The following is a 24,327-nucleotide window of genomic DNA, read 5'->3' on the forward strand; positions in this document are numbered from 1 at the left end:
CTCACTTGTCGAACTGGAGCCTTTTGGGGAGGGCCGGCATCAACCGTTCGATGACCATGTTATCCTGCGCCCCGGCCTCGAAGGGCTGGTTCAGGTCGGCACCGTCGAACGGCAGCCGCCCGTCGGGAATGCTGGGGTAGCGGCCATCGTCGCGCGGCGCGATCTTCTCGGACACCAGCCGCGCCTCCTGGGCGATCTTGCGGGTATAGCGCGTCGCCTCGGCAGCACTGTCGAGGATGCGGGGCCGCAGCATGATCAGCAGCACTCGTTGACCGGACGAGACATTGCGCCCGCGAAACAGCCCGCCAATGATCGGCGCGCGGCTGAGCCCCGGCACCCGCTGGCTGTTGACGCCAGAGCCGTCTTCGACCAGCCCGCCGAGGATGATGACATGGTCATCGCGCACGATGGCATTGGTCGACAGCGTGCGCTTCGAGGTGATCTCGCCGCCGGCGGCCGAGGCCGAATTGGTCAGGTTCGAGACCTCCTGGTTGATCTTGAGCCGCACGTTGTTGTCGGCGGTGATCTGCGGCGTGACCTCGAGCGTCAGGCCGACATCCTCGCGCTGGATGGTCTGGAAGGGGTCCTGCGGCACGGCGCTGTTGCCGACGGTGGAATAGCTGCCGGTCACGAAGGGCACGTTCTGCGCCACCACGATCCGCGCCTCTTCGTTGTTCAGCGTCAGGATCGACGGGGTCGAAAGCAGCCGGGTGGAGCTCTGGCTCGCCAGCGCGGCGAGAAAGCCACCGATCCCCGAGTTGCCCCTGACGTGCCGGCCGCCGATGAAGCCGCCATTGCCCGGCGCCGCGACATTGCCCTGCAACACCGAGCTGACCAGCCCGGTCAGCGTCGGCCGCCCATCGAGCGAGAATTCCACCCCGCCCACCAGCGCATCGTTGAGAAGCGCGCCGAACTGCACCGAGAGGTCCGAGAAATTCTCGACCGAGAGCTCGAAGACCACCGCCTCGATCAGCACCTGGCTGGGTTTCTGGTCGAGCGCGGCGATCGATTGCGCCACGGTCCGGATGCGTTCGGTCGGGCCGGTGATGATCAGCGAGTTCTGCTGCGGTTCGGCGACGATGTTGATCTCGCCGGCGGTGCTGCCGTCTTCGCCGGTGGCGGCACCGAAAGAGCGCTGGATCACCGGCTCCAGCTCCTTGGCATCGGCGTAGTTCAGCCGCACCACCACCGTGGCGAAACTGCGCTGCGGCGTGTCGAGCTGACCCACCAGCCGGCGCACCCGCTGGCGATAGTCCCGGTCGCCAGAGACCACCAGCGCATTGGCCCGGGCATCGGCCGAGACATTGCTGCCCTCGGGGCCGAGATCGAGCGATTGCACCACCGCCAGCAGATCCACCGCATTGGCATTGCGCAGCCGGATCGTCTCGACCGCGTCGTTGCGCGGGGTGTCGAGCCGCGCCACCAGCGCCACGATCCGCTGATAGCTCTCGAGCCGGTCGGACAGCACCAGCAGGTTGGCATCGGGCACCGCGGTCAGCACCGCCTCGCCCGCCACCAGCGGGCGGATGACATCGATGATCTCGGTCACCGGCACGTTGTTCACCGGGATCACCCGGGTCTGGTAGCCGCTGCTGCCCACCAGCCGCGCCGGCGCCAGTTCGCGGGCGACATCGAGCGGCACGATGCGGTCGGCCTCGGCGCCTTCGACGATGGTCAGACGGTTGAGCTCGAGCACGTTGAGGAAGATCTCGTAAAGCGCCGCCGGCGTCACCTCTCGCGGGGCCAGCACCGTGACCGTGCCCTGCACCCGCGGATCGAGGATGAAGTTGCGCCCGGTGCTGTCGGCCACGATCGAAACGAAGTCCCGCAGATTGGCCTGCCGCATGTCGAGCTTGACCTGGGCAATGCCGGCTGTGGCCAGGACCAGCCAGACCAGCCCGGCAAGGAAGAGACGCTCAACTGTCTTCATCAATCTGCACTTTCAATGTCATGCGCGCCCCTGCCCGCAGAAATTCGAGCTCGAAGACACGTTCCCGCAGCAGCTTCGGGGCCGCCTCGGTGAGCGCCTTCATGTCCCCTGCCGGCACGCCGTTCAGCGTCAGGAGGATGTCGCCCTTTTGCAATCCGACCTTGTCATAGAGCCGGCCATTGCGCACCCACATTATCTGTTGCGCCAGATGACCGTTGCCCTGGTCCACCACCTTGGATCCGCCGGCCAGCCCCAGCGAGCGCTGGAAGCCGTCGTTGCGCAGCTCGGTCAGCGACAGTGTGGCGGTCTGCACCACCGGTGCCGCGACGGCCGGGGCAGCTGCCACCGGCGCCTCGTCCTCTTCGTCAAAGGAGATCAGGAAGTCCTTGCCGTCCAGCAGGATGCGCACCCCGTCGGGGTCGATCGCCACGACCTCGGCCCCGCCAGGCAACACCGATCCGACGCTGACCAGATGATCGCCGTCACTGGCCGAAACGATGGCCCAGCCGCTGTCACCGCCGGCCACCAGCCCCTTGAGGCGGAAATCCGGCGAAGGCTCCGGCGCGGCGGGGGTCTCTTCGGCCACAGGCTCCGGCGGAACCTCGCCGAAAAGCGCCGGCCAGCTGCGCGCGGCGGGGCTCTCGGCGGCTTCGGTCACGGCGATGTCGTCGAAAATCGGCAAACGCGGCACCAGCTCCGGCGGCGCGGTGAGGGTCAGCGCCAGCGCACCCCCGCCCAGCCCGAGCATCGCGGATCCGACAAGCGACAGGATGTGGTCTGCCCGAAACACGAGTTGCGCTTCGCTCCTCCATGGGGTCCGCCAGCCTCATTGGCGATTATTCATTGTGTTGCGCGCACTCCTCGCCGGACGAAAGACTATTTCCGGCAGATTGAGCCAAGGCGAACTTTTGCATACAGTTTAAGAAAAACGAGGCAGAATTTCAAACCAAATCAATGGATATGAGCATGGCACACCTCCGCGTTCTGGCAACGGTCGGACTGGCCCTGCTGGGGTTTTCGGGCTGTTCTGAAACCGTCTCGACCAGCGGCGGCAGCTTCCAGCAGCAATACTTCGCAGCGCGTGATGCGCTGGAAACCGGGCAGTACGACAAGGCCTCCCGCAGCTATCAGAAGCTGCTCTCGAGCTATCCCGCCGGCGCCATCGAGGCGCGGCTGACCCTGGAACTGGCGCATTCCCTGCTGCGCGGCGGCGACTTCGAGGCCGCCTCGCGCGCGGCCCGCCAGCTGGCCGCCGGACAGACCGGCCAGGTACGGGGTCTGGCGCTGGCCGTGGCGGCCTCGGCCGACCACGAGATCGCCCGGCGCGGCATTGCCGCCGGCAACCGGGGCGGCGACACGCGGCGACGGCTGAAAGCCGCGGCCTCGGCACTGGATGTGCTGCTGGCGGAATACCCCAAGCTCGACGTCGGCGAGGCCATGGCCCGGCGCCGCGCGCTGATCAGCACCGAACTGGCCGCGCTGGGCTGAGCGCTTCAGCGCAGGTCGAACCGCCTGCGCACCCGCCAGCCGCCGTTTTCCTGCCTGTCGGCCAGCAGATCGAGCGTCTGCCGCCAGTCCTCGGACATGGCCGCGCCCGGCGTGATCTCGGCCTCGAGCGTCGCCGCACCGCCGCCGATCAGCCCCGACAGCCGCCCCTCAAGGGTGCCCGCCGGCCCCTCTGTCGCAAAGCGCATCCGCCAGGCACCGCCGGCATCGGTCGCCAGATCGAAGGTGCCGTCGCCGATCGCGACGCCTTCGTAGCTGGCGCCAAGGATGCGCCCTGCCCCGGTCAACCGCTCGGCCCGCAGGTCCTCTGCCACCAGCACGCCGTCCAATGTCTCCAGCCGCATTTCGCCTCCCAGCCCCGCCAGCGGCAGGGCCGAGAGATCGAGACTGCCCCGCCCCTCGCTCAGGCGCGCCCGTTCAAACGGCGCAGGCACCGCCAGATGGGCCGACCCAGAGGCACCCGTGGCGGCCAGCACGAGGCGCCAGCGCGGCGCCGTGCCCTCCAGCCCGGCCCAGGTCCAGCTGAGGTCCAGGGCGCCGGGCCAAGCTGCGCCGCCGGGCAGTTCCGCCTGACCGGAGATCACCCCGGAGCCATCGCTCACCGCCGCGGTCCAGGGCGGCAGATGCTCGGGGGCCACCTGCCGCAGATGGCCCAGCGTGCCGAAAAGCGCCACGGCCATCAGCCCGCCAAGAACCAACCCGATCAGGCCAAGCAGCGCCCTCATTGCGCGGGCTCCAGCACCAGCGCCACCGCGACGTGGCCGGGCGTGCCGGCGTCTTCGATGGTGAAGTTCTCGGGGCGGTAACCGGCAGTCGCTTCCAGCGCGGCGAACCACCGCATGAAGCCATCAAAGCTCACCCGCTCGAAGCGCAGCGCCACCCGGTCAGCGCCCTGGTTCGACAGCGCGGTCACCGCCTCGCGCAACCCGGCGGCCACAAGGCTCTGCTCCAGCCCCGCCATGCTGGCATCGGGGCGGGCGCTCGCGGGCGTTTCGCTGCCCCGCGCCGGCGGATAAAGCCGCGCCTGGGTGGCGACCCAGAGGTGGAGGTCGCGCGCCTCGGCCAGCCGCTGCATCGCTGCCTGACGCGCCTCGACCAGCGGCAGGATCAGCAGGAAGACCGCCGCCAGCGGCAGCGCCAGCCCGACCAGCAGGCCGACCAGCCGGCGTTCGCGACCACTGAGCGCGGCGAGGCTGTCGGTCAGCGGGATCATTGCCGGTTCCTTTCCGCGCCGGGGGCGCTGACGACTTCGACCAATGCCAGCACCCGCGCTTCGGCCTCGGCGGAGGAGTTGACCACCCGCGCGCGGATCGGCCCGGTGTTCAACTCTGTCACCAGCCGGTCGAGGGCGGCGAAATCAGAAACGTCGAGCTCGATCCGCAGCGGCGCGCCGCTGCTCCGGCTCACCCGGCGCACCCGTGCGGGGCTCTGCGCCAGCACCCCGGCTGCGGCATGGAAGACGTCGAGCGGAGCCGCCCCTTGTGTCGGGCTCTGCCGGTCGGCCTGCCGCTCGCTCACGGCACGGCCGACCTGCAGCCGCAGGTTGAGGATCGGACCGCTCGGGACAAAGGCGCTGCGGGCCAGTTCGGTGGCGGCGGCGCGCTGTTGCCGGGCGGCGGTGTCGATGCGCTGCACCTCGATCCAGAGCGCCGCGGCCAGGGCGGCGAGACCGGCAAAGCCCGCGATCAGGGGCCCCCGCCAGCGCCGCACCAGCTTCTGCACCGCGCGCCGGTCGGCGGCCGGATCGCGGAACAGGTTGAAGGCCAGCGCCTCCGGGTCAGGCCCTGCCCCGGCCGTGGGCCAGCCCGCGTGAACCTCTGCCCCGGTGTCGGCGAGCAGCGCCGCCAGCGCCTCTGGCGCCGGGCTGTCGCACAGGTAGACCTGCCGCGGCGGGCCGTCCTTGCGCGCCAAGGCAGCGCGGAGCTGGGCGAGCGCCACGGGCAGAGGCGCGGCAAAGCCGTCGACCGGGCCGAGGCGTGCCAGCACCCGCGGCCCCTCGGAATCAACGCGCAGCGCCCAGCCCTCGGCCACCACCGGCAGCGTCAGGTAATCCGGCAGCAGCGCGGTGACCCGCCGGTCCTGCCCCCTCAGCCTGTCGCGCCAGTGGGCAGCGCGGTCGGCGGCCACCACCAGCGCCGCCGACGCGCCGTCGCTGGCCGGCCGGTTGACGCGAAGCTCCAGCCCGTCGAGCCCGTCCTGCAGCAGCGTCTCGACCTGCTGTCTGGCGATCTGGCCGCGCACACTGTCGCGCAGGCGCCGGGGCAGATCGAGCGGAAACAGCGGCGCGGCCTCGCCGTCGACCACGGCCACGAATGCGCCCTTGGCAGGGGGCTGTGCACCGCCGTCGAGATGCCAGACCGCGGGTCCTGAAGATGTGTTGCGCCGCGTCATGGCAGGGTCATTCTGTAAAGTTCCGTCACCTTGCCCGATGTCAGGCTGCGATGCAGCCAGATCATCCGGCTTTGGCGGCGTTCGTCCAGCGCCAGATCGAGCCGCGCGGCGAAATATTCGCTGACGACGCGGAAATCACGCGGTGACGGGCCGACGGTCACCTCGCGCCGCAGGGCGGAACCGGCGCGGCGGGCAAAGGCCGAGGGGCTGTCGAAAGGCGTGGCCTGACGGTCGAGCAGCAGCTTTTCGACATCGCGCAGCGCCGCGCCGGGCAGCACCGCGGCCAGCACCGGGGCGCTGGCGGTGTTGACGTTGAGCCCGCTGTCGACGGGCAGCGCCGCCAGATGCGGCGAGAGCGTGGCAAAGGCCGCGTCACTCATTCCCGGCACCACCCGCAGCTGCGCGACGGTCACCAGCGCCCCGCCCGGCGTGCGCACCGGCAGGGCGCGGTTGGCATAGGGCGTCGGGTTGCTCGGGCCGCCGGAGCGGAGATAGTCGCTCACCGCGCGGCCCAGCGCGACGTCCAGCCCCAGAAGCTGCACCAGCCGGGCAAAGGCCTGTTGCGCGGCGCCATTGTCCTCGGCCGCCAGCCAGTTGACGTTGAAGCGGCCTTGCAGGTCCGAAATGCGGCCGGCCAGAATGCCGCGGTCGATCGGCACGGAATAGCCCTCGGTCGCCCAGAGCTCGCCCTCGTGGTCGATCTCGGCGCCGTTGTCCCAGTCGGATTTCAGCACATGCGACACCAGCGGCGTGCCGGCGTCGAGGTAGAGCGCCGCCTGATCGCCCCGATGGATGGCGGCCAGCCGCGTGGTATCGCCCACCGCCAGCGCCAGCACGCCATTGGCCGCGGCCGCCATGGCCACGACCAGCAGCAGCGCGTTGAGCAGGACGACGCCCCGGTCGGCCGTCGGCTTTGCCCCCAGCCTCCTCATCGCGCCGCCACCAGGCGCAGGTCGCCATGCGCCTCGGTCCTCAGGGTCAGCTCCACCGCCAGCGGCAGCTGCGTGCGCGAAGCGGAGGCGTCGCGGCCGAAGTCGCTGACCCAGCCGGTCTCGGTCAGCGCCCGAAGGGACAGCGCGGTGACGCCGCGCAGCACCGCCTGATCGGGCCCCGCCACCGAGGCGTCGAGCGGCGCAAGGTCCGGCCAGTAGCGCCGCATCAGCGTGTCGCTGCCGGGATCGAGCCACCAATCGGCGCGGCCCAGCCCGGTCTCCTGCGTGCCGGGCAGCCGCCCGACACCGGCCAATGACAGGCTGAATTGCCCGCGGCCCGGATCGGCGACAAAGGCGGCCGCGCGGTCCTGCCCCTGCGGCGCGGCAAAGGCAAAGGGCGCCATCGCGTCGAGGTCGGCGCGCAGCCGCACCAGCGCCACCCCGAGGTCCCATGTCGCGGCGTGGCGCTTGCCGAGCCGGTCCTGCAACAGCACCGTGGCGCCCAGCGCCTGCAGGCCCATCACCGCGATCAGCGCAAAGATCGCCATGGCGGCGGTCAGTTCGAGCAGGGTGAGGCCACGGTCGGATGTCATTCCTCCTCCTCTTCCTCTTCGCCCAGAAACCCCACCACCAGCGCGCCCTCGCCCTGCGGGCCTGTGGCCCTGACGCGCAGCTCGGTGTAGCCGCCCAAGGTCGCGGTTTCGCTGACCTCGAGCCGCCAGTCGCGGCCGGCGAAGCTCACCACCTCCGGAAGCGCGCGGCCGGCCTGCGCGCCCAGCGCGCGGAACTCGGCGGTGCGGTTCAGCGCAACCTGCTGGGCGAAAAGCCGTTCCGGTGCGCCGCCGATCTGGACCCGCGCGGCATCGAAGGCGCCCAGCGCCGCGACCGTGCCGATCGACAGGATCAGCACCGCCACCGCCACCTCGATCAGGGTGAGGCCATGGTCGCGCGTGCCCTGGATCAGCCCTCCTGCCGACATGCAAAGCCCCCCCAGCCGTCGGCGGCGCAGGACCAGAGCTGCCGCCCGGCCTCGAGCCGCAGATCAAAGGCGCTGGTGCGCCCGTCGGGCAGAAGCGTGACCATCAGGCTGCCGTCGTCACGCAGCTGCGCGCCGTAGCCCGGCGTCGCGATCACCAGCGCATCCAGCGGGGTTTCGGCATCGGACGCCACCCAATCGGCCGTCTCGGCGTCCGGCATCAGCCGTGTTACCCCCCGCGCGCCGATGGCAAGCCGCGCCTGCTGACGGGTCAGGATGGCCTCGCGCTGCGTTGTGGCAAAGGTGCGTTCCAGCCAGGCCACGTCGCGCGCACCCTGCGGATCGCGCAGGTTGAGCGCCAGCACCGCGCCGAGGCTCAGGATCGACAGCACGGTGACGACAATCATCAGTTCGACCAGGGAAAACCCGCTCTCCGGTGTCCTGCGTGGCGTCACTCGACCTGCCATGTCCCCAGATCCGCGTCGCTGCCGCTGCCGCCCTCCTGACCGTCGGCCCCGAGCGAAAAGATGTCGAAGCTGCCGTGGATGCCGGGCTGAAGATAGAGGTACTCGCGCCCCCAGGGATCGCGCGGCACCCCGTCGATATAGCCTTTCTCGGCCCAGTTTTCGGGCACCGGCGGCAGGGTCGGCTTGTCGGTCAGCGCCGCCAGCCCCTGCTCGGTGGTGGGATAGCGGAAATTGTCCAGCCGGTAGAGCTCGACCGCGCTTTTGAGCACGCTGAGATCGGTCTGCACCCGCGCCGCTCGCGCCTGATCGGGACGGTCGATCACCCGGGGCACGATGACCAGCGCCAGGATCGACATGATGACCACCACGACCATCAGTTCCAGCAGCGAGAAGCCGGCGTCGCGCCCTTGCGTTTTCGAGGGAATATGTTTGTTTGCAATCATGGATTTATCAATGCCACGAGTAAGTATTGCTTGGAGCCTAGCGCATGAGTGACCAGCGCTCAATGCTGTTGCGCCTCGGGGCCATGGCCGGGGCGCTGGCGCTGGTGATGCTGGCGACCGACCGGGGCGGCGACGTGCTGCGCGGCTGGCTGCTGCTGGAACGCGGCGCGGTGCTGGGTGGAGAGGTCTGGCGGCTGGCCACGGCGCATCTGGTCAACCTCTCGACGGTGCACACGCTGCTCAACAACCTCGGGCTCGGGCTGATCCTGATCAGCCTCTGGTCGGTGCTGACGCCGGCGATGCTGGCGCGGGCGGTGGTGTTTTCCGGCGGGGCGATCAGCCTGGGCTGGGTGCTGTTGATGCCTGAGGGGGTCACCTATGTGGGATTTTCCGGCATCACCCACGGGGTGATGGGCTTTGGCGGTCTGGTGATGCTGCGGGTCGGGCCGCGCTGGTTCGGTTGGCTGATCCTCGTCTGCCTCGCGGCCAAGCTTGGGCAGGAGTTCTTCAACGGCGCGGTGCCCGGCGCCGATGCGGCGATTGGTGGCCGGGTCAGCTTCATTTCGCATACGTTGGGGACGTTCGGCGGGGCCTTGGCGGCGCGTGAAGGGCCGCTCTGGCACCGGATGGCGGTGATGGCTGTCTGCGTCGTCCTGTCGCTGATCCATGCCGAGCGCGAGGCGGCGGACCTGCCAATGGCCGAGAGGGCGCGCGCCGATGGATGAGGTCTGGCTCTGGCTGGCGGTGCTGATCGCCGCGCCCGTGGGCTCTTTCCTCGCGGTCTGGGCCGAGCGCACTTGCGCTGGCCGTTCGTTGCTGGCGCCTTCGGCCTGTTCCACCTGTGAGGCCCGGATCGCGGCGCGCGACCTGATCCCGGTGATCTCCTTCCTGCTGCTCCGGCGGCGCTGCCGAGCCTGCCGCGCACCCCTGCCATGGCGGTTGATGGTGGCCGAGGTGCTGGCCTTTGCGGCGGCGCTGGCAGCGATTGCGGTGACCGAGACACTGGCCGAAATGGCGCTGACGCTAGCCTTTCTCTGGTCGCTGCTGGCGCTGGCGCTGACCGACCTGATCTGCCTGCGTCTGCCCGACGTGATGACCGCACCGCTGCTGGCGGTCGGCCTCGGGCTGGCCTGGGTGGCCCCGGGCCGGGACCTCGTCGACGGGCTGACCGGCGCGGCAGTGGGCGGCGCGGTCCTGCTGGCGCTGCGGCTGGCCTATCAGAGCCTGCGCGGTGCCGAGGGCCTGGGGTTGGGCGACGTCAAGCTGGCGCTGGGGATCGGCGCGGCCTTGGGCGCGACCGCCCTGCCTTGGGTCGGGCTGCTGGCCTCGCTCTCGGGGCTGGCCGCGGCGGCGCTCGGGCTTTTCGGCCCGACCGATCGCGCCACGCCCCTGCCCTTTGGCGTCTTTCTCTGCGCGGCGGCGGCGGGGCTGGTGGTTGCCGCGCCCTGGCTCTGACAGCGCGTCAGGCGAAGATCACGTCCGGTATGCGCTCGACCACCATGTAGGCTGCGGCGAGGCCCAGCAGCACGAGCACGCCCTTGCGCAGCCCCTCGGCCCCCGGTGCCGAGACCTGTCGCAGCGCGAAAAACAGCGCCAGCACCCCGGCCACGATGGCCAGCTGGCCGATCTCGACCCCGACAGTAAAGGCCGCCAGTGCCGGCAGCAGATCGGGCGAGCCCGGCCCCAGCAGACGCCCGAGCACGAAGGAGAAGCCGAAGCCGTGCAGCAGGCCGATCGCCACGTAGATCAGCGCCGAGGACTGCAGCCGCAGATAGCTGGTCACCGCCGCCAGGATGATCGTCGCCGCAATCGCCGCCTCGACGCCGGGAATGAACCAGGAGCTTGCGGGAACGTAGCCCATGAACCCGACCGCCAGCGTCACTGCATGGCCCAGGGTGAAGGCGGTGATGTTGCGCAGGAGCCCGAGGCCCGCCGTGGCGGCCAGCGACATCGCCACCACCAGAAAGACGTGATCGATGCCTTCGAGGATATGCACCACGCCCTGGTAGATGTATTCGGCCGCCCAACCGACCCAGCTTTGCGGCAGCGTCAGCGGGCGCTCCAACTGGCCGGGCCGGGTGAAGCTGCGGCTGCCGGCGCCGCGGGCGTCGACCACGTGATTGTCGATCCGCACGCCGTCCGACAGCGTCAGCGCCGGCATCCCGGCCTCGACCGTCAGCGGCAGCAGCCGTGGCTGCGCCTCGAGCCGCAGCAGCATGCCGACATAGCCGGTGCCGATCGCCACCGGGACCTCCGGCGAAGGATGCGCCAGCAGCGCGGCGGCGGTGCCGGGTGAGGTCATGGTGCCCTCGGGTGGTGGGCCGGGCAGGATGTTGAAGCCCAGCACCTCGGGGGTCAGCTGGCGCGGGCCGATCCGCCAGTCGAGGCTGCGCGAGAGTCGCTCGGCAAAGGCCTCCGGCGCCGCCGCAACCGCCTCTGGCAGCAGGATGACGCCCGGAGCGCTCTCGGGCCCGCCCTTGGCGAGGAAGCGCTCGGGGTCTTTGCCGCCGGTCAGCACGTCGGCAAAGACCAGCGGGACCGGCGAGAAGACATAGACCTCGGTGCCGCCGTCGCGCTCGGTCAGCAGCATGTGGCGGATCTTCGTGCCGAGCGCGAAATGCGCCTGAGCGACCCCGGCGAGGAGAAGGCAGAGACAGGTCAGGATAAGGAGGGTCCGGCGTGGCGAGGAAAAACCGGGAAATGCTGTGGAAAGTAAAAGCCGCATGTCGTTGCGAGGCTCCGGTCAAAATGTTTCGCCCCGCCGCGGAATGTTGACCTGAATGGGCCGCAGTAACGCCTTTGGCCCTGCTTTAGGGCCGGGCCGTCCCTTCGAGGTGCAGCGGGTGACGTCATGGAGGCAATCTTTGCGCCCTGCGTCAAGGCTCGACCGGCCCTGTGGGCGGTACGAACTTCGTCCCGTTTCGGAGCAAATCGGAGCCGGCAGAGGCCCTCCCCCCGGAACAGCGAGTCGAATTGCGGCAGGCAGCAGCAAATAAAATCCGCCTTAACAGACAATTAAGACGAGAGTTGACGCATGGACACCCTCGGGTCTATCCTCTTGTCTCATATTTTATCTATTGTTTGCCGGGGGCCCGGTCTTGCGGAATGTTCTTTCCATACTGGTGTGTCTGTTGTGCCTTGCCCTACCCGGCGCGGCGCTTGCCACCTGCGACACCCGCAATGACGGCACCATCGATCTGGTCATGGGCCAACTGGATGCCGGCGTCTACCGGCGCGAAGGTTTCAGGATCAGTCCGGACGGCACGCTCAGCCGGGCACTGTGGAACGACCGCAACGAGCTGCTTGGCCTCTCCGCCCCTGCGACACTTGGTGCCCAGGCGTTCAAATCCGCCCAAGGCAAGATGTCCCGGACCCGGCCGCGCCATGCCGCCGTGCCGACCGACGGCACCATTCCCTCGCCTCCCACTTTCACCATCGAAATTGCCTATTTCGACCGCGGGAAGACCCGCTTCGTGTTTCGCAATGCCGCCACTCCGGCACTGAGCGAGCTGATCGAAGCCTGGCGCGCGGCGGCCCCGCTTTCCCGGCCACCCCGCGGGACTTACCTCTGGTCCATTCTGGCACCGGACAATCCCGGCCCGGCCGATCTCGACCTCGGAACGGCAAGCTGCGGCGGCGGTCTCGGTCCGGATCTGGCGCAAGCGCTGGACGCGGCGACCATGGTGGCCCAGGCCGGCCCGGCCTCCGGGCCATTTCTCAAGACCCACCCCGGTCGGTCCCGGTTCATTGCGGATCTGCCGGCGGGACATGCGTATTTTGGTATTCTTTCGGGGAAGTGACCGGCGGTTCAACGGCCTTCCTTCCGAAGATGTTTGTACGAAAAACCATTGATCGAAGGGGACTAGTCAAATGAAGCGTTTAAGACACAACATAGCCAATTTGCTGGCGACCGCGGGGGTGGCCTGCCTGGCAACCCAACCGGTCTATGCCGCATCAAGCTGGCTATCCAGAGTAACAACCATCGAGAGCGGCGCGCGCACGACCTATGCCGCCGGCACGCTCAATGCGCGACCAGCGCCGATGGCCACCAGCACGACCTCGGTCTTCGACCTCAGCATCTCGCTCGAGGAAAACCCGCAGGGCGACGACGAATATCCCGAAGAGCCGACCCCGGCCAACGGAGACGATGCGCAGAACAAGTTCGAGAAGAAGATCGAAGAGTTCGCCGACGCTGTCTTCCAGATGACCAACGGCAAGCACAAGATCGGCAAGGTCACGATCTTCCGCGATGGCGATCAGGCCAACAACACCGACGTGCAGTGGAAGGAAAACTGCACCGACAGCGACCCGACCACCACCGCCCCCGGCCCGCGGGCCAACCCGAGCGGCTTTGGCGTGGCCGGCGCGCGGATTTATTTCTGCACCAACTGGGAAGGCGCACCGGGGCTGATGGACACGCCCAAGGGCGCAGGCTTTACCCTGGCGCACGAATGGGGGCACTACACCCTTGGCATCTATGACGAATATGTTGCCAACTGCGGACAGACGCCGGAGACCAACTGCGTGATCTACTTTCCGCGCTCGACCGATACGGCGTCTTCGCCGTCGATCATGCACAACCAGTGGACCGCGGTGAGCGGCAGCCAGGACTGGCTCGAGGTGTCGACCGTGAACGTCGAGCCCTACAAGACCCAGGCCGATGGCGACAACAAGAACGGTCAGGCCCGCACCTTTGCCGAGAACGGCTGGGCGACGCTGACCCGCAGCCCCACCACTGACCCGCGGCATTCCTTCCTGCCGACGCGGACGCAGTACACCAATCTGGTGGCCCCAACGAGCCCCAACTTCATCGTCAATGATGACGAGAGCACCGCGCGCAGCGAGCTCGACATCATCTGGGCCGGCAATCAGGTGGCCGAGCTGATGATCGACACCTCCGGCTCGATGGGCGGCACGCCGATGGCCAACGCCAAGACCGCCGCCAGCCTGCTGGTCGGTCAGCTGACCCCGGGCGAGAACGCCGTGGGTGTGGGCCGCTTTACCAGCAGCGCCTCCCAGCCCTTTGCGATCACCGACATCCCCGATCCGGACACCGGTATTCGCACCGCGGCGCAGACCGCCATCGCGGCGTTTTCTGCCGGCGGCGGCACTGACATCGAGACTGCGGCGCTGACCGCGCTGTCGGAAGTGCAGGCCTTCCAAGGCGGCGTTCGTCCTTCGGTGGTCTACCTGCTGACCGACGGTCAGAGCTCGGTCAACGAGGCCAATGTGATCAACGCCTATTCCGCCGCCAAGGTGCCCCTGGTGACCTTTGGCTTCGGTGCCGGCGTGAACGCCGGCCTGTTGCAGAACCTGGCCAATGGCACCGGCGGGCAATACTTCTTCTCGCCCACCACGCTGGCGCAGATCCAGCAAGCCTTTGTCGCGGCCAATGCGGCCTTCTCGTCCAGTGTCGTGGTGACCTCTTCGACCACACCGGCAGCGGCGAGCGGCACCGACGTCCGGACCATCCAGCTTGACAGCTCGCTGGCGACGGCGGCGATCAACGTCTCCTATGCCGGGGCGGTGACCGACGTGACGCTGCGCCTGCTCGACAGCACCGGGGCGGACACCGGCACGGCCTTTACCTGCAACGCCGGGGCCGAGGTCTCCTGCGATGCCGAGGTCGATGTCTCGGCCCTGGGCGCCGGGGAATACGGCATCGAGGTGGTCAACAACACCGCATCCGCGGTGAATGTCTCGGTTCTGGTGTCAGGGACGCCCTCGAGCTTCGAGAGCTACGACATCGCCGTCGAGTTCAACAACGTGAACTATCCCGCAAGCTTTGCCATCGAAGCAACCGTCACCAACGGGCCGGCGATCACCGGTCTCGACGTGACAGCCGCGGTGACCAAGCCCGACTCTTCGGTCGTCAACCTGCCGCTGCTGGACGACGGCAAGAACTCGGACCGGATCGCGGATGACGGCATCTACACCGTTGACGTGGCCTATGACATGGACGGCACCTATACCGCCGTTGTCACGGCCTCGAATGCGGCGGGCAATGCCCAGACCACGTTCAACGGGACCGCGATCGCGGTCGACGAGAACGGCAACGGCGTGCTTCCGACACCGACCAATATCACCGAGCCCTTTACCCGTGTCTCGGTGTCCAACGCGGCGGTGAATGGTACGGCGGCGGATGACCACAGCAACAATCCGGCTGTCCCTGGCGCCTGTACGGCGATCTCGGACGACAACGTCGACACCGCAGGCCGGATCGATGCGGCAGGCGACGTGGATTGCTTCTTCTTCACGCCGACCTCGACCGCCAATGACCTGATTGCCCGGGTGACTTCGCTGGCTCTGGACATGGACCCGGTGGTCCGGGTCTACAACGCAGCCGGCACGACCGAGCTGCTGATGGTCGACCTCGCTACCAGCACCAACATCGCCTCTGGCGCGGTGGCCAGGGTTCCGGCCGCGTCGCTGGATGCGGCGGGTCACGTGGTGACCATCGAGCATGCCGATGCGACGGCGGCGCAGGGGACCTATGCGGTCTCGGTCGGCGCCCCGCTGGCCTCTGACGAACCGGTGTCGCAAAGCGGCGGCGGCGGCGGTGGCGGCGGTGGCGGCGGTGGCGGCGGCGGTGGTGGCGGCGGCGGCGATAGCGGCGGCTCCGGTGGGGCGATCGGCCCCTGGGGCGTGCTCTTCGCCGCGCTGCTGGCCTTTGTCGGCCTGAGACAGCGCCGCCGGATGATGTGATCTCCGGCTGAGACAAACGAAAGGGCGGCGGGTTTCCCGCCGCCCTTTTTCGTCACGCTTGGCCAAGGGGACCTGCCCTGCCCTCAAGGCCACGATCGCCAACCGGGAACTTTATCCGACAGCGCATCAAAGTCGCTGGGCAAAATCCGGCTTCGGCCTACCTGTCACCGGTATCCTGAACCCGTGGAGCTTTTTCAGATGTCGAATCCGTTGCCTGCCCCCGAGGTGCCCCGGCCCCCCGCCTCGCCCTCCGGCGTGCCGCGATGGGCGATCATCGGCATCTTTCTGATGCTGCTGGTGGCGGGGCTGGCCTATGCCCGCGATTTCCTGATGCCGGTGGTGCTGGCGGTGCTGCTGCTGCTGGTGTTCTCGCCGGTGCGCCGGCAGCTGTGCCGCTGGGGCGTGCCGGATACGCTCAGCGGCTTCCTGATCGTCGGTTGCCTGGTCGCCGGGCTCGCCGCCGGAGTGGCCAGCCTCGCGGTGCCGGCCAGCAACTGGGTCGAACGGGCGCCCACCATGGGCCGCGAACTGAAGGAAAAGCTCAAGGAAATCCGCGGCGTGACCGAAGGCGTGGAACAGGCCGCCGAACAGCTCGACGAGGTCACCAAGGGCGAGGAGGAGCCCGGCGTGCAGCGCGTCAAGGTCGAGCCCGAAGGCAATGCGATGTATATCGCCATGTCGCTGCCCGCCCTGCTGGCGCAGGTGCTTTTCACCCTGATCCTGCTGCTCTTTCTGCTGGCCTCGGGGGACATGTTCTATGAAAAGATCGTCCACGTCCTGCCGGCATTCAAGGACAAGCGGCGGGCGATCCGCATTGCCTATGACATCGAGCGCAAGCTGTCGCGCTATCTCTTCACCATCGCGCTGATCAACGCCTGCCTCGGCCTTTCGGTGGGGATGGCGATGTGGTGGTACGGCATGCCGAACCCGGCGCTCTTCGGCATCCTCGCCTTCCTGCTGAACTTCATCCCCTACGTCGGTTCGGTCGTGGGCATGGCGCTGGCGCTGGTCGTGGGCATCGTCAGCCTCGACCCGATCAACCAGGCCTTCATGGCGGCGGGCACCTATTTCCTGCTGACCAGCATCGAAGGCCAGCTGATCACGCCCTATTTCGTCGGCCGCAGCCTGCGGCTGAACACCGTGGTGGTGTTTCTCAGCGTGTCGCTCTTTGCCTGGCTCTGGTCTGTCGTCGGCATGCTGGTGGCGACGCCGCTGCTGGTGGCGGTGCGGACCTTTGCCGAACACGTGCCGGCGCTGGAGGGCTTCGGGCATTTCCTCTCGGCCCGGGGGGCGGAGTTCGAGACCAAGCCGGAGGCAAAGGACACCGAGGCGTGACGGCGGCCGCCGTGCAGCGCCTCGATCGTGTCGAACGGCGCCCCCCTGCAACCATCTGCGAGGCTCGGCCCCAAAGCCGGGCCCGCGCCCTGCATGACGACGCCGGGTCAGCCAAAGCGCCATGTGTCTCGACATATGGGCCTGTGAGCGCTAGCTCTTGTTGAAATCGCGGAAAGGCCCGATGGTATCTCTGCAATCCCTCTTCGACCGTGCGCTTGATGCCGTTGTCGGCATGGACGACGCCGGACGTGTGACCGCCTGGAATGGTTCCGCCGAAGAGATCTTCGGCTGGTCCCGCGACGAGGCCCTCGGCGCCTCGATGGGCGACCTGATCGTGCCGCCGCAGCACCGCGAGGCCCATGCCAAGGGGTTGGCACATTACAACCGCACCGGCGAAGGGCCGGTTCTCGAACAACGCATCCGCATCACCGCGCTGCACCGCGAGGGCCATGAGTTTCCGGTCGAGCTGTCGATCTTTCCGATGCCCGGCGAGAAGAGCTTCTACGCCTTCATCCGCAGCATGGTCGTCGAAGAGGCCGCCCGCCGCCAGCAGGAGCTGCGCGCCCGCGAGGGCGAGGCGCTGCTGGCGGTGGCGCAGAAGTTGCTGGACGATGTCTCGCTCGATGATTTCACCCAGTTCTGTCTCGACACCATCTGTTCGGTCTCGGGCATGGAGGCCGGGCATTTCCACGTGGTCCGAGGCACCGGCGATCAGGCCTGCCTGCGCCCGACGGGCATCTGGCACCTCGCCGATCCGCGCTTTGGCCCGGTGGCCGAGGTCACCACGCCGCTGCGCTTTCGCCGCGGCGAGGGGCTGCCGGGGCGAGCCTGGGCTTCGGGGTCGCTCGAGGCGCTCGATGACCTGGTGGCCTGCGATCAGTTCCTGCGCCGCGAGGTCTTTGCCCGGGTCGGCCTGACCCGCGCCGTCGCCCTGCCGGTGTCGCATGGTGGCCAGGTGCACGGCGTGCTGGAGTTCTTCGGCACCGAAGAGGCGCGGCTCGACGACGAGCTCTTGCGCATGCTGCAGACCATCGGCAGCCAGATCGGCGTCGCCATCCGGCGCAAGGAAAGCAACGAGCACCGCGAGACCCTGCGCCGCGAGATGAGTCACCGGGTGGGCAACAGCCTGACGGTGCTGGCCTCGATCTACCGCAGCTGCTCGCGCGTGGCCAAGGACAAGGCGGAGCTGGACGAGGCCTTCCTCGGCCGGCTGATGGCGGTCGGTCAGGCCAACCGCATTGCCGTCGAGGATGGCGGCCGTGGCCTCGCGATGCCGGCGCTGATCCGGGCGGCGATCGAGATCCTGCCCTACCATGACAGCATCGCCATCGAGACCCCCGAGCTTTTCGTCAGCGGCGAGAACGTCATGCCGCTGGTGTTGGTGCTGAACGAGCTTGCGACCAACACGCTGAAGCACACCGCCGCCTACGAGGACACCCATCTGTCAATCCGCGGCCAAGTGGAGCCGGACCAGAGCCACTTCGTGCTCGAGTGGCGCGAAACCCGGGCGACTCCGCTCTCGGCTCCGCCCCCTGCGCCAGAGCGCGTGGGTTTCGGCACCCAGCTCATTCAGCTGATGGTCGAAGGGCGTCTGGGCGGGAGCATCACGCGACAGCTCGACGAGACCGGCTTTGCCTGCACCCTGCGCCTGCCGACCGAGCGCATTTCGGCGCCGGCGGACGTGGCCGAGGGCTGACGCGCGTCGACAGCGCCGTGCCGGACCGGACCTCAGATCGTCCCGGTCGGAACCCATGCGCCGCAGAGCGGTTGACCTCTCAGGAGCCCCTACAGACACCACTTCGCGGAGCGCGGATGCAGGACAGCGACCGGACGCAGATCATTTGATGGACCTCGCAGGCATCCTGTTGGCGCTCGTCGGTGTCCTGCTGCTGCTGATCGTCGTGGCCGACTTTCTGCTGGTCACCATCAGCGCGGCGTTTTTCGAAGTCCCGTCACACCGGATTGCCAGCAGCATGTGGCGGCTGGTGTCCTGGGCGCTGCCCGACCGGCGCTGGGTCCGGGTCTGCATCGGGCCCGTGGTGATGACCAGCGTCGCCTCCTACTGGATCATCGGCACGGCGCTGGCCTGGACGCTGATCTTTCAGCTGCAATCCCGGGCCATCGTGCGCAGCGCCGACGAGGCGCCCGCGGCCTGGTGGATGGACATGGCTTATGTGGGCCATCTGCTCTCCACCCTGGGCGGCTCGCTGGGCAAGCCCGGCGATGTCGGCTGGGCGCTGGCGGCGGTGCTGGTGGCGGTCAACGGCATGGTGATCCTGACGCTCTCGGTCAGCTTCGTGCTCAACACCACGCAGGCGGTGTCGCAGGGCCGCGCCTTTCTGACCACGGCCGAGCTGCTGGATGGCCGGGTCGCCGACACCCCCGGCACGCTGGCCGATCTGGCGACTCTGATCGTCAGGCTGAACTCGGTGCCGATGGCGCTTTATTACTCCTCGCCCTTCGAGACGCGCAGGCTGCCCCGCGGGCTGGTCACCCTGTTTCGCGGCGCGGTCGAGCGCGGCGACGCGCAGGCCATCCGCGCCTGGCGGATCGCCCTGGCAGAGCTGCCGCGGTTCTATCCGCCGGACGGGCTGGACGATCACGCCTACCTCGACGCGCTCGAGCGCTGGTCGCAGCAGTTCGAGTTCTGAAACCGGGTCGTCAGGTCTTGCGCCGCAGCTCGGCGCGCGGATCGAAGCGGCTGTGATCGCGCCAGCGCCTGGCCAGCCGGCGCATCTCGTCATCCGGGCCCTTGGGCAGTACGATCTTCAGCCGCACATGCTGATCGCCGGCACTCTTGCCGCGCCGGATGCCCTTTCCCTTGAGCCGCAGCCGCTGGCCCGAGGACGCCCCCGCCGGGATTGTCATTGTCACCGGCCCGTGGATCGTCGGCACATCGACCCTCGCGCCCAGCACGGCCTCGTCAAAGGTGATCGGCAGGTCGATCTCGATATCGTCGCCGTCGCGGACAAAGACCGGATGCGGTTTGACCGCGATCGTCACCAGCGCATCCCCGGCCTGTCCCTGCCCCGGCGCGCCCTTGCCGCGCAGACGCAGGGTCTGGCCGTCGCGCACTCCGGCGGGGATGGTGATCTCGATCCTGTTGCCGTCGGGCATGGTCACGGCGCGTTTGCCACCGCGGGCGGCGTCGAGGAACTCGACCTCGAGATTGTAGCGCAGGTCCTCGCCGCGGGTCTGGACGCCCGGGTGGCCTGGGCCGCCCCGCGCGCCACGGCCGAAGAGCCTCGAGAACAGGTCGGACAGGTCCTCGCCCTGCCCGACGCCGAAGCCGCCGCCGACACCGGGCCCGAAGTCCTTGCCGAAGTCCTTGCCAAACCCGCCGCCAAACCCTTGCCCGAAGCCCTGCCCGCCAAATCCGGCACCCGCCGCTTCGTCGGCGTAATGGCGGTAGCCGTGGCGCTCCTGCCCCGAGGCGTCGATCTCGCCGACGTCAAAGCGGCGGCGGCGCACGGGATCGCTCAGCAGGTCATAGGCCGCGGCGGCCGCCTGAAAGGCCGCCTGTTTCTCGGGATCGTCGGGGTGCAGATCGGGGTGCAGCGCCTTGGCGCGCTTGCGATAGGCCTTCTTGATCTCGTCCTGCGTGGCCGTCTTAGACACCCCGAGGACATCATACGGGTTCTGGGTCATCGTCATTCGGAGCCTTGGAAACGCCCGCCGAGAGATCAGCCGCAACCGGTCCTTCCCGGACGGGCAAGGTTACGTGTTCCTCATGGAATTAGGAGGCGCAAGGCGCGTTTTGAAGGGCCGGAGCGCAACATTCGCGCGCCCGGCTCAGCCCCAGGGCCCGGCCCCGCCTGACTGCGACGGAGCAGGCCGCGCGGCGCGCCGGCCGCCCTGCCCGGGCATCAGCTTTTGCAGCGCGGCGATGCGGTTCTCGGTCTTCGGGTGCGTGGCGAACAGGTTGTCGTAACCATGCGCATGCAGCGGATTGATGATAAACATATGCGCCATGCCGGGATTGCGCTCGGCTGCGTGGTTGTCGATCCGCGACGCCAGCCCCTGGATGCGCTGCAGCGCCGAAGCCAGCCACATCGGGTTACCGCAGATCTCGGCCCCGATCCGGTCGGCCTCGTATTCCCGGCCCCGGCTGATCGCCATCTGCACCAGCATCGCCGCCAACGGTGCCACGATCATCATGGCGATCACGCCGATGATCCCCAGCGGCCCGTCGCGCCGCCCGCCAAAGAACAGCGCGAAGTTGGCCAGCATCGAGATCGCGCCGGCAAAGGTCGCCGTCACCGTCATGATCAGCGTGTCGCGGTTCCTGATATGCGCCAGCTCATGGGCGATCACCGCCGCCACCTCCTCTCGGCTGAGGCTGCGCAACAGACCGCGGGTCACCGCCACCGCCGCGCGCTCGGGGCTGCGGCCGGTGGCAAAGGCATTGGGCTGATCGGTTTCGATGATGTAGAGCGCCGGCACCGGCATGCCGGCATTGCGCGACAGCTCGGCCAGCATGGCGTTCAGCTCGCGCGTCTCGGGCCCGGTGGCCGGCCGCGCCCCCTGCATCGAGAGCACCATGCGGTCGGAGTTCCACCAGGTGAAGAGGTTCATCGCAGCGGCCACCATCAGCGCGATCAACGCCCCGGAACTGCCACCCAGAAGCCAACCCATGCCCATGAAGAGCGCCGTCATCACCGCCATCAACATGGCTGTTCGCATGTATCCCGACATCTGCAATCTCTCCTGCGATCTGCCGGAATATATGGGTCGGCTGCCGGGTCTCGGCAAGTTGGATCGGTCGGCCTTGTGCCTCTCAGCCCGCGATCCGGATGCCGATCTTGCCCATATGCGCCTTGGTCAGAAAGGCCTCCTGGGCCTTGGGCAGATCGCGCAGCGGATGGCTCTCGGCCACCACCGGGCGGATTTCGCCGGCCTCGATATAGCCGACCAGATCGGTAAAGACGCGCGGCGCCTGTCGGGTGCTGCCGATCAGGGTCAGGTCCTTGAGGTAGAGCGTCCTGAGGTCGAGCTCGACGATCGGCCCGGCAATCGCCCCCGAGGTCACATAGCGCCCCTGCGGCACCAGCGCGTCGAGCAGGTCCCCCCAGCGCGGCCCGCCCACGAGGTCGAGCACCACGTCGAAGGCGTCAGCCGGCAGCGCCTTCGTGCGATCAACGGTGACATCCGCTCCAAGCGCCTCCAGCGCCTGCCTCTTCGCCGCACTGGTCGAGGCCGTCACATGCGCCCCCCGCAGCTTCGCCAGTTGCACCGCCGCCGAGCCGACACCGCCGGAGGCGCCGGTGATCAGCACTCTTTCAGCCCCCAGTCCAGCCCGCTGGATCATGCCCTCGGCGGTGGAAAAGGCGCACGGAAAGGAGGCAAGCTCGATATCCGACAGCCGGCTGTCGACCTGCACCGCATGCTCGGAGGCGGCGGTGGTGTATTCGGCAAAGGCGCCATCGCGCTCGGACCCGAAGGTTTCGAGCGCGTCCGCCGCACCGCCCGGGTGGTACATCGGCCGCACCAGCACCCGCTGGCCGATGCGTGCCCGGTCGACACCCGCGCCCACTGCAACGATCTCGCCGCAGCAGTCGGCGCCCTGGATGCGCGGAAAGCTCAGCGCCCCGGACCAGCCGCCGTCGGCGTCGGAGGCGCCGCCATAACCCTCTGCCGCAGCAGAACCGGTGTCGCCGCGCACCGCCTTGGAATACCAGCCGGTGCGGGTGTTGACGTCGGTGTTGTTGACCGCCGAGGCACCAACCCGGATCAGCACCTCGCCCCCGCCCGGCTGCGGCACCGGCACTTCCTCGCGCCATTCCAGCCTGTCCAGCCCGCCGTGACCGGTGAGCAGCATGGCTTTCATCGTTGCGGGAAGGGTCATGACGCAGGCTCCGGGTGTAGAATGATTACTCTACTTGCGTAGGTAGAGGGATCCCTCTACATCGTCAACCATGTCTGACATGATGAGCAAGATCTCCGCCGGGCTCGAACGCGCCTTCGCCAGCCGCGGCTTTGCCGACCCCAGCGTCGAAGACCTCCGCGATGCCGCCGGCGTGAGCCTGCGCACGCTCTACAAATACACCCCCTCCCGCGCCGAGATGGTGCTGGCGGCGCTGGAAAACCGTCACCAACGCTACATGGCGCAGGTCTTCGAGGGGCTGCCCGAAGCGCCGGCCGAAGCGCTCGACGCGATGGTGTCGCGGGTCGGCCGGTGGATGCAGACCGAAGCGTCCCACGGCTGCCTCTTCCACGCCGCCGTCGCCGCCGATCCCTCCAGCGCCCCCCTGCGCGCCCTGCTCGAACGCCACAAGACCGAAGTCGCCTCTCGCGCCGCCGAAGCCTGCGGTCTGCCCGACGCTGCGATCGAACTGATGGTGATTATCGAGGGGCTGACCCAGGCTTGGCCACTGCAGGGCGATGCCGCCGTGGCTGCGGCGAAGCGGCTGGGGGATTTGCTGCGGGGGGGGGGTAGATTGGGTGACGTTGCCTGTCATGGGCGGATTTGGGTGGGGGGTGACGCTTAAGAAGGTGTCCCGAGAGATTCTCTAGTCGCCTTGGACAAGTGCTGATCTTCTATACACGTCATCTTGCGTGCCGGGCTCTGAGGGGCGCGCGCTACCTTGAAGTGCGCCTCCTATCAGAAACCAATGGGTTATCTAATGAGGAGATTTTGCCATGGGAGCTGTCAACACGCAATTGAGCCTAGGCTCAGGACTTCGGTAACGGGTCTCCGTGGTAGTGCCCCGAGAGATGGTGTAAGGGTCGTGTCGCGAAAGCTGTGGAAATTGTCTGGCAGCGTTCCGGGCTTGTGAAGGTTCGGCTCCTCAGGCGGCGAGATCAAGGGACATCGGTTCGAGTGGCTGAGAGAGGGTTTCCCATCCATCGCCCTTGCGCATCTGGATCTGGCCGGAGGCTCACAGCGCCCAGAGCAGCATGGGCACGGTCTCGGCACAGGGCAGCACGGTCTGGGTCTTGATGCGGCGGCGGAACTCTCCGTTCAGGCGCTCGATGGCGTTGGTGGTCCGGGCTGATTTCCATTGCGACGGGTCAAGCCGTGTGTAGGTGAAAAGCCGATCGCCTGCTTCTTCGAAGCTTTCGGCCACGGCCCGGCATTTCAGGCGCCAGTTGCGCAGGAATGCCTTGCGCCTCTTCTCGATCTCGGCTGCGGTGTCGGCATAGATCATGTCGCGGTAGCCCTCGGTCAGCTCGTCGTGGAGATGCTTCGGCGCATGGGCCAGGAGGTTGCGGTGTTTGTGAACCGTGCAGCGCTGGATTGGCAGGTCGTCGCCCCACAGCGCCACCAGCGCGGCCTCGAGGCCCGGGGCGCCGTCGACGATCACGAGCCCTAGTCGTTTCAAGCCGCGCGCGTCCAGGTCATCCAGAAACTGGCGCCAAGCCGCCGTGCTCTCGCCGCCCATATTTCTTATGGATAACAGAACCTTCTGTCCATCTCGGCGCACGCCGATGGCGGCCAGCACAGAAATGTTCGTGGCTTTCCGGTCCAGCCGGGTTTTGATCACGGTGCCGTCGAGGATCAGGCGGACGATGTCCTCATCGGCCAGACTGCGGGCACACCAGGCGTCCCAGTCTACCTTGACCTTCCGCCAAGCCCGGCTGACCAAGTCCTTGCTGACAGCGCCCTCGAACAACCCGAACAGCGCCCGCTTGACCCGACGCG

The 24,327-nt window shown here is 68.1% G+C and carries 23 protein-coding genes and 1 pseudogene; 9 read left to right on the plus strand and 15 right to left on the minus strand.

The annotated features are described in order from the left end of the window. Position 1: 1 nt before the first annotated feature. Positions 2-1,930, minus strand: coding sequence for a type II secretion system secretin GspD (gspD, locus tag ACN0SE_RS14840; RefSeq protein ID WP_417525313.1), 1,929 nt, complete (start codon positions 1,928-1,930; stop codon positions 2-4). Further along, positions 1,917-2,720, minus strand: a complete 804-nt coding sequence (locus ACN0SE_RS14845) for a type II secretion system protein N (protein WP_417525314.1) — start codon at positions 2,718-2,720, stop codon at positions 1,917-1,919. Before ACN0SE_RS14845 ends, gspD begins: the two co-directional genes overlap by 14 nt. A gap of 176 nt (positions 2,721-2,896) precedes the next feature. Here ACN0SE_RS14845 and ACN0SE_RS14850 point away from each other — a divergent pair, with 176 nt between their 5' ends. Beyond that, a complete protein-coding gene (locus tag ACN0SE_RS14850; RefSeq protein ID WP_417525315.1) occupies positions 2,897-3,418 on the plus strand; it encodes a tetratricopeptide repeat protein in 522 nt (173 codons plus the stop codon). Positions 3,419-3,423: 5 nt separating this feature from the next. On the opposite strand, the gene ACN0SE_RS14855 is transcribed toward ACN0SE_RS14850, so the two are convergent. The 8 genes from ACN0SE_RS14855 to gspG are packed head-to-tail and all read right to left on the minus strand — an operon-like array spanning position 3,424 to position 8,645. Beyond that, entirely contained in the window at positions 3,424-4,161 is a 738-nt protein-coding gene (locus tag ACN0SE_RS14855) for a hypothetical protein (protein ID WP_417525316.1), read from the minus strand. Beyond that, positions 4,158-4,649, minus strand: coding sequence for a type II secretion system protein GspM (gspM, locus tag ACN0SE_RS14860; RefSeq protein WP_417525317.1), 492 nt, complete (start codon positions 4,647-4,649; stop codon positions 4,158-4,160). The genes ACN0SE_RS14855 and gspM overlap by 4 nt, the downstream gene beginning before the upstream one ends. Beyond that, positions 4,646-5,827 (minus strand): type II secretion system protein GspL, encoded by a 1,182-nt coding sequence (gene gspL / locus ACN0SE_RS14865; protein ID WP_417525318.1) that lies wholly within the window; start codon positions 5,825-5,827, stop codon positions 4,646-4,648. Before gspL ends, gspM begins: the two co-directional genes overlap by 4 nt. Further along, complete coding sequence (gene gspK / locus ACN0SE_RS14870) at positions 5,824-6,759, minus strand: type II secretion system minor pseudopilin GspK (RefSeq protein ID WP_417525319.1); 936 nt, start codon at positions 6,757-6,759, stop codon at positions 5,824-5,826. The genes gspL and gspK overlap by 4 nt, the downstream gene beginning before the upstream one ends. Further along, positions 6,756-7,352, minus strand: coding sequence for a type II secretion system protein GspJ (locus tag ACN0SE_RS14875; protein ID WP_417525320.1), 597 nt, complete (start codon positions 7,350-7,352; stop codon positions 6,756-6,758). The genes gspK and ACN0SE_RS14875 overlap by 4 nt, the downstream gene beginning before the upstream one ends. Next, complete coding sequence (locus ACN0SE_RS14880; RefSeq protein ID WP_417525321.1) at positions 7,349-7,738, minus strand: prepilin-type N-terminal cleavage/methylation domain-containing protein; 390 nt, start codon at positions 7,736-7,738, stop codon at positions 7,349-7,351. Before ACN0SE_RS14880 ends, ACN0SE_RS14875 begins: the two co-directional genes overlap by 4 nt. Then, positions 7,720-8,202, minus strand: a complete 483-nt coding sequence (locus tag ACN0SE_RS14885; protein ID WP_417525322.1) for a pilus assembly FimT family protein — start codon at positions 8,200-8,202, stop codon at positions 7,720-7,722. The genes ACN0SE_RS14880 and ACN0SE_RS14885 overlap by 19 nt, the downstream gene beginning before the upstream one ends. Further along, positions 8,187-8,645: a type II secretion system major pseudopilin GspG gene (gspG, locus tag ACN0SE_RS14890; protein ID WP_417525323.1), complete on the minus strand. Its 459-nt coding sequence runs from the start codon at positions 8,643-8,645 to the stop codon at positions 8,187-8,189. Before gspG ends, ACN0SE_RS14885 begins: the two co-directional genes overlap by 16 nt. 44 nt (positions 8,646-8,689) lie before the next feature. Between gspG and rrtA the strand changes: the two genes are divergently transcribed. Both rrtA and ACN0SE_RS14900 read left to right on the plus strand, forming a co-directional pair. Next, positions 8,690-9,370, plus strand: a complete 681-nt coding sequence (gene rrtA / locus ACN0SE_RS14895; RefSeq protein WP_417525324.1) for a rhombosortase — start codon at positions 8,690-8,692, stop codon at positions 9,368-9,370. Then, positions 9,363-10,100 (plus strand): prepilin peptidase, encoded by a 738-nt coding sequence (locus ACN0SE_RS14900; protein ID WP_417525325.1) that lies wholly within the window; start codon positions 9,363-9,365, stop codon positions 10,098-10,100. Before rrtA ends, ACN0SE_RS14900 begins: the two co-directional genes overlap by 8 nt. A gap of 7 nt (positions 10,101-10,107) precedes the next feature. Here the strand turns inward: ACN0SE_RS14900 and ACN0SE_RS14905 are convergent, their stop codons facing one another. Next, the gene (locus ACN0SE_RS14905) at positions 10,108-11,235 is read right to left on the minus strand and encodes a HupE/UreJ family protein (protein ID WP_417525326.1); all 1,128 of its coding nucleotides are present in this window, start codon (positions 11,233-11,235) and stop codon (positions 10,108-10,110) included. A 508-nt stretch (positions 11,236-11,743) separates the two neighbouring features. On the opposite strand from ACN0SE_RS14905, the gene ACN0SE_RS14910 reads away from it, so the two are divergent. The 5 genes from ACN0SE_RS14910 (at position 11,744) to ACN0SE_RS14930 (ending at position 19,336) form a co-directional block, all read left to right on the plus strand. Further along, positions 11,744-12,445, plus strand: coding sequence for a hypothetical protein (locus ACN0SE_RS14910; protein WP_417525327.1), 702 nt, complete (start codon positions 11,744-11,746; stop codon positions 12,443-12,445). Between the two features lie 70 nt (positions 12,446-12,515). Then, complete coding sequence (locus ACN0SE_RS14915; RefSeq protein ID WP_417525328.1) at positions 12,516-15,350, plus strand: vWA domain-containing protein; 2,835 nt, start codon at positions 12,516-12,518, stop codon at positions 15,348-15,350. A gap of 198 nt (positions 15,351-15,548) precedes the next feature. Then, on the plus strand, positions 15,549-16,685 hold the full coding sequence (locus ACN0SE_RS14920) for an AI-2E family transporter (RefSeq protein ID WP_417525329.1): 1,137 nt from the start codon (positions 15,549-15,551) through the stop codon (positions 16,683-16,685). A gap of 181 nt (positions 16,686-16,866) precedes the next feature. Then, positions 16,867-18,381 (plus strand): sensor histidine kinase, encoded by a 1,515-nt coding sequence (locus ACN0SE_RS14925; protein WP_417525330.1) that lies wholly within the window; start codon positions 16,867-16,869, stop codon positions 18,379-18,381. A gap of 148 nt (positions 18,382-18,529) precedes the next feature. Continuing rightward, positions 18,530-19,336, plus strand: a complete 807-nt coding sequence (locus ACN0SE_RS14930; protein ID WP_417525331.1) for a hypothetical protein — start codon at positions 18,530-18,532, stop codon at positions 19,334-19,336. A gap of 10 nt (positions 19,337-19,346) precedes the next feature. On the opposite strand, the gene ACN0SE_RS14935 is transcribed toward ACN0SE_RS14930, so the two are convergent. The 3 genes from ACN0SE_RS14935 to ACN0SE_RS14945 all read right to left on the minus strand — a co-directional run bounded on the left by ACN0SE_RS14935 (position 19,347) and on the right by ACN0SE_RS14945 (position 22,530). Next, positions 19,347-20,339 (minus strand): DnaJ C-terminal domain-containing protein, encoded by a 993-nt coding sequence (locus tag ACN0SE_RS14935; RefSeq protein WP_417525332.1) that lies wholly within the window; start codon positions 20,337-20,339, stop codon positions 19,347-19,349. Between the two features lie 138 nt (positions 20,340-20,477). Continuing rightward, positions 20,478-21,380 carry a zinc metalloprotease HtpX gene (gene htpX / locus ACN0SE_RS14940; protein ID WP_417525333.1) on the minus strand — a complete coding sequence of 301 codons (903 nt, stop codon included), beginning with the start codon at positions 21,378-21,380 and terminating at the stop codon, positions 20,478-20,480. 82 nt (positions 21,381-21,462) lie between these two features. Further along, positions 21,463-22,530, minus strand: coding sequence for an alcohol dehydrogenase family protein (locus tag ACN0SE_RS14945; protein WP_417525334.1), 1,068 nt, complete (start codon positions 22,528-22,530; stop codon positions 21,463-21,465). A gap of 82 nt (positions 22,531-22,612) precedes the next feature. On the opposite strand from ACN0SE_RS14945, the gene ACN0SE_RS14950 reads away from it, so the two are divergent. Further along, a complete protein-coding gene (locus ACN0SE_RS14950; protein WP_417525335.1) occupies positions 22,613-23,173 on the plus strand; it encodes a TetR/AcrR family transcriptional regulator in 561 nt (186 codons plus the stop codon). 300 nt (positions 23,174-23,473) lie between these two features. Here the strand turns inward: ACN0SE_RS14950 and ACN0SE_RS14955 are convergent. Beyond that, a pseudogene (locus ACN0SE_RS14955) lies at positions 23,474-24,327 on the minus strand (IS256 family transposase); the annotation flags it as partial.

The organism is Marinovum sp., assembly GCF_048263515.1.
Classification (GTDB): Bacteria; Pseudomonadota; Alphaproteobacteria; order Rhodobacterales; family Rhodobacteraceae; genus Marinovum.

Bases quoted from the DNA above. Each gene is read 5' to 3' on its own strand.
- gspL (WP_417525318.1), bottom strand. From the start codon at position 5,827: ATGACGCGGCGCAACACATCTTCAGGACCCGCGGTCTGGCATCTCGAC.
- ACN0SE_RS14885 (WP_417525322.1), bottom strand. From the start codon at position 8,202: ATGGCAGGTCGAGTGACGCCACGCAGGACACCGGAGAGCGGGTTTTCC.
- ACN0SE_RS14920 (WP_417525329.1), top strand. From the start codon at position 15,549: ATGTCGAATCCGTTGCCTGCCCCCGAGGTGCCCCGGCCCCCCGCCTCG.
- gspD (WP_417525313.1), bottom strand. From the start codon at position 1,930: ATGAAGACAGTTGAGCGTCTCTTCCTTGCCGGGCTGGTCTGGCTGGTC.
- ACN0SE_RS14935 (WP_417525332.1), bottom strand. From the start codon at position 20,339: ATGACGATGACCCAGAACCCGTATGATGTCCTCGGGGTGTCTAAGACG.
- ACN0SE_RS14950 (WP_417525335.1), top strand. From the start codon at position 22,613: ATGAGCAAGATCTCCGCCGGGCTCGAACGCGCCTTCGCCAGCCGCGGC.
- ACN0SE_RS14855 (WP_417525316.1), bottom strand. From the start codon at position 4,161: ATGAGGGCGCTGCTTGGCCTGATCGGGTTGGTTCTTGGCGGGCTGATG.
- ACN0SE_RS14945 (WP_417525334.1), bottom strand. From the start codon at position 22,530: ATGACCCTTCCCGCAACGATGAAAGCCATGCTGCTCACCGGTCACGGC.
- gspG (WP_417525323.1), bottom strand. From the start codon at position 8,645: ATGATTGCAAACAAACATATTCCCTCGAAAACGCAAGGGCGCGACGCC.
- ACN0SE_RS14880 (WP_417525321.1), bottom strand. From the start codon at position 7,738: ATGTCGGCAGGAGGGCTGATCCAGGGCACGCGCGACCATGGCCTCACC.
- rrtA (WP_417525324.1), top strand. From the start codon at position 8,690: ATGAGTGACCAGCGCTCAATGCTGTTGCGCCTCGGGGCCATGGCCGGG.
- gspK (WP_417525319.1), bottom strand. From the start codon at position 6,759: ATGAGGAGGCTGGGGGCAAAGCCGACGGCCGACCGGGGCGTCGTCCTG.
- ACN0SE_RS14925 (WP_417525330.1), top strand. From the start codon at position 16,867: ATGGTATCTCTGCAATCCCTCTTCGACCGTGCGCTTGATGCCGTTGTC.
- ACN0SE_RS14915 (WP_417525328.1), top strand. From the start codon at position 12,516: ATGAAGCGTTTAAGACACAACATAGCCAATTTGCTGGCGACCGCGGGG.
- ACN0SE_RS14905 (WP_417525326.1), bottom strand. From the start codon at position 11,235: ATGCTGCTGACCGAGCGCGACGGCGGCACCGAGGTCTATGTCTTCTCG.
- htpX (WP_417525333.1), bottom strand. From the start codon at position 21,380: ATGTCGGGATACATGCGAACAGCCATGTTGATGGCGGTGATGACGGCG.
- ACN0SE_RS14900 (WP_417525325.1), top strand. From the start codon at position 9,363: ATGGATGAGGTCTGGCTCTGGCTGGCGGTGCTGATCGCCGCGCCCGTG.
- ACN0SE_RS14850 (WP_417525315.1), top strand. From the start codon at position 2,897: ATGGCACACCTCCGCGTTCTGGCAACGGTCGGACTGGCCCTGCTGGGG.
- gspM (WP_417525317.1), bottom strand. From the start codon at position 4,649: ATGATCCCGCTGACCGACAGCCTCGCCGCGCTCAGTGGTCGCGAACGC.
- ACN0SE_RS14875 (WP_417525320.1), bottom strand. From the start codon at position 7,352: ATGACATCCGACCGTGGCCTCACCCTGCTCGAACTGACCGCCGCCATG.
- ACN0SE_RS14930 (WP_417525331.1), top strand. From the start codon at position 18,530: ATGGACCTCGCAGGCATCCTGTTGGCGCTCGTCGGTGTCCTGCTGCTG.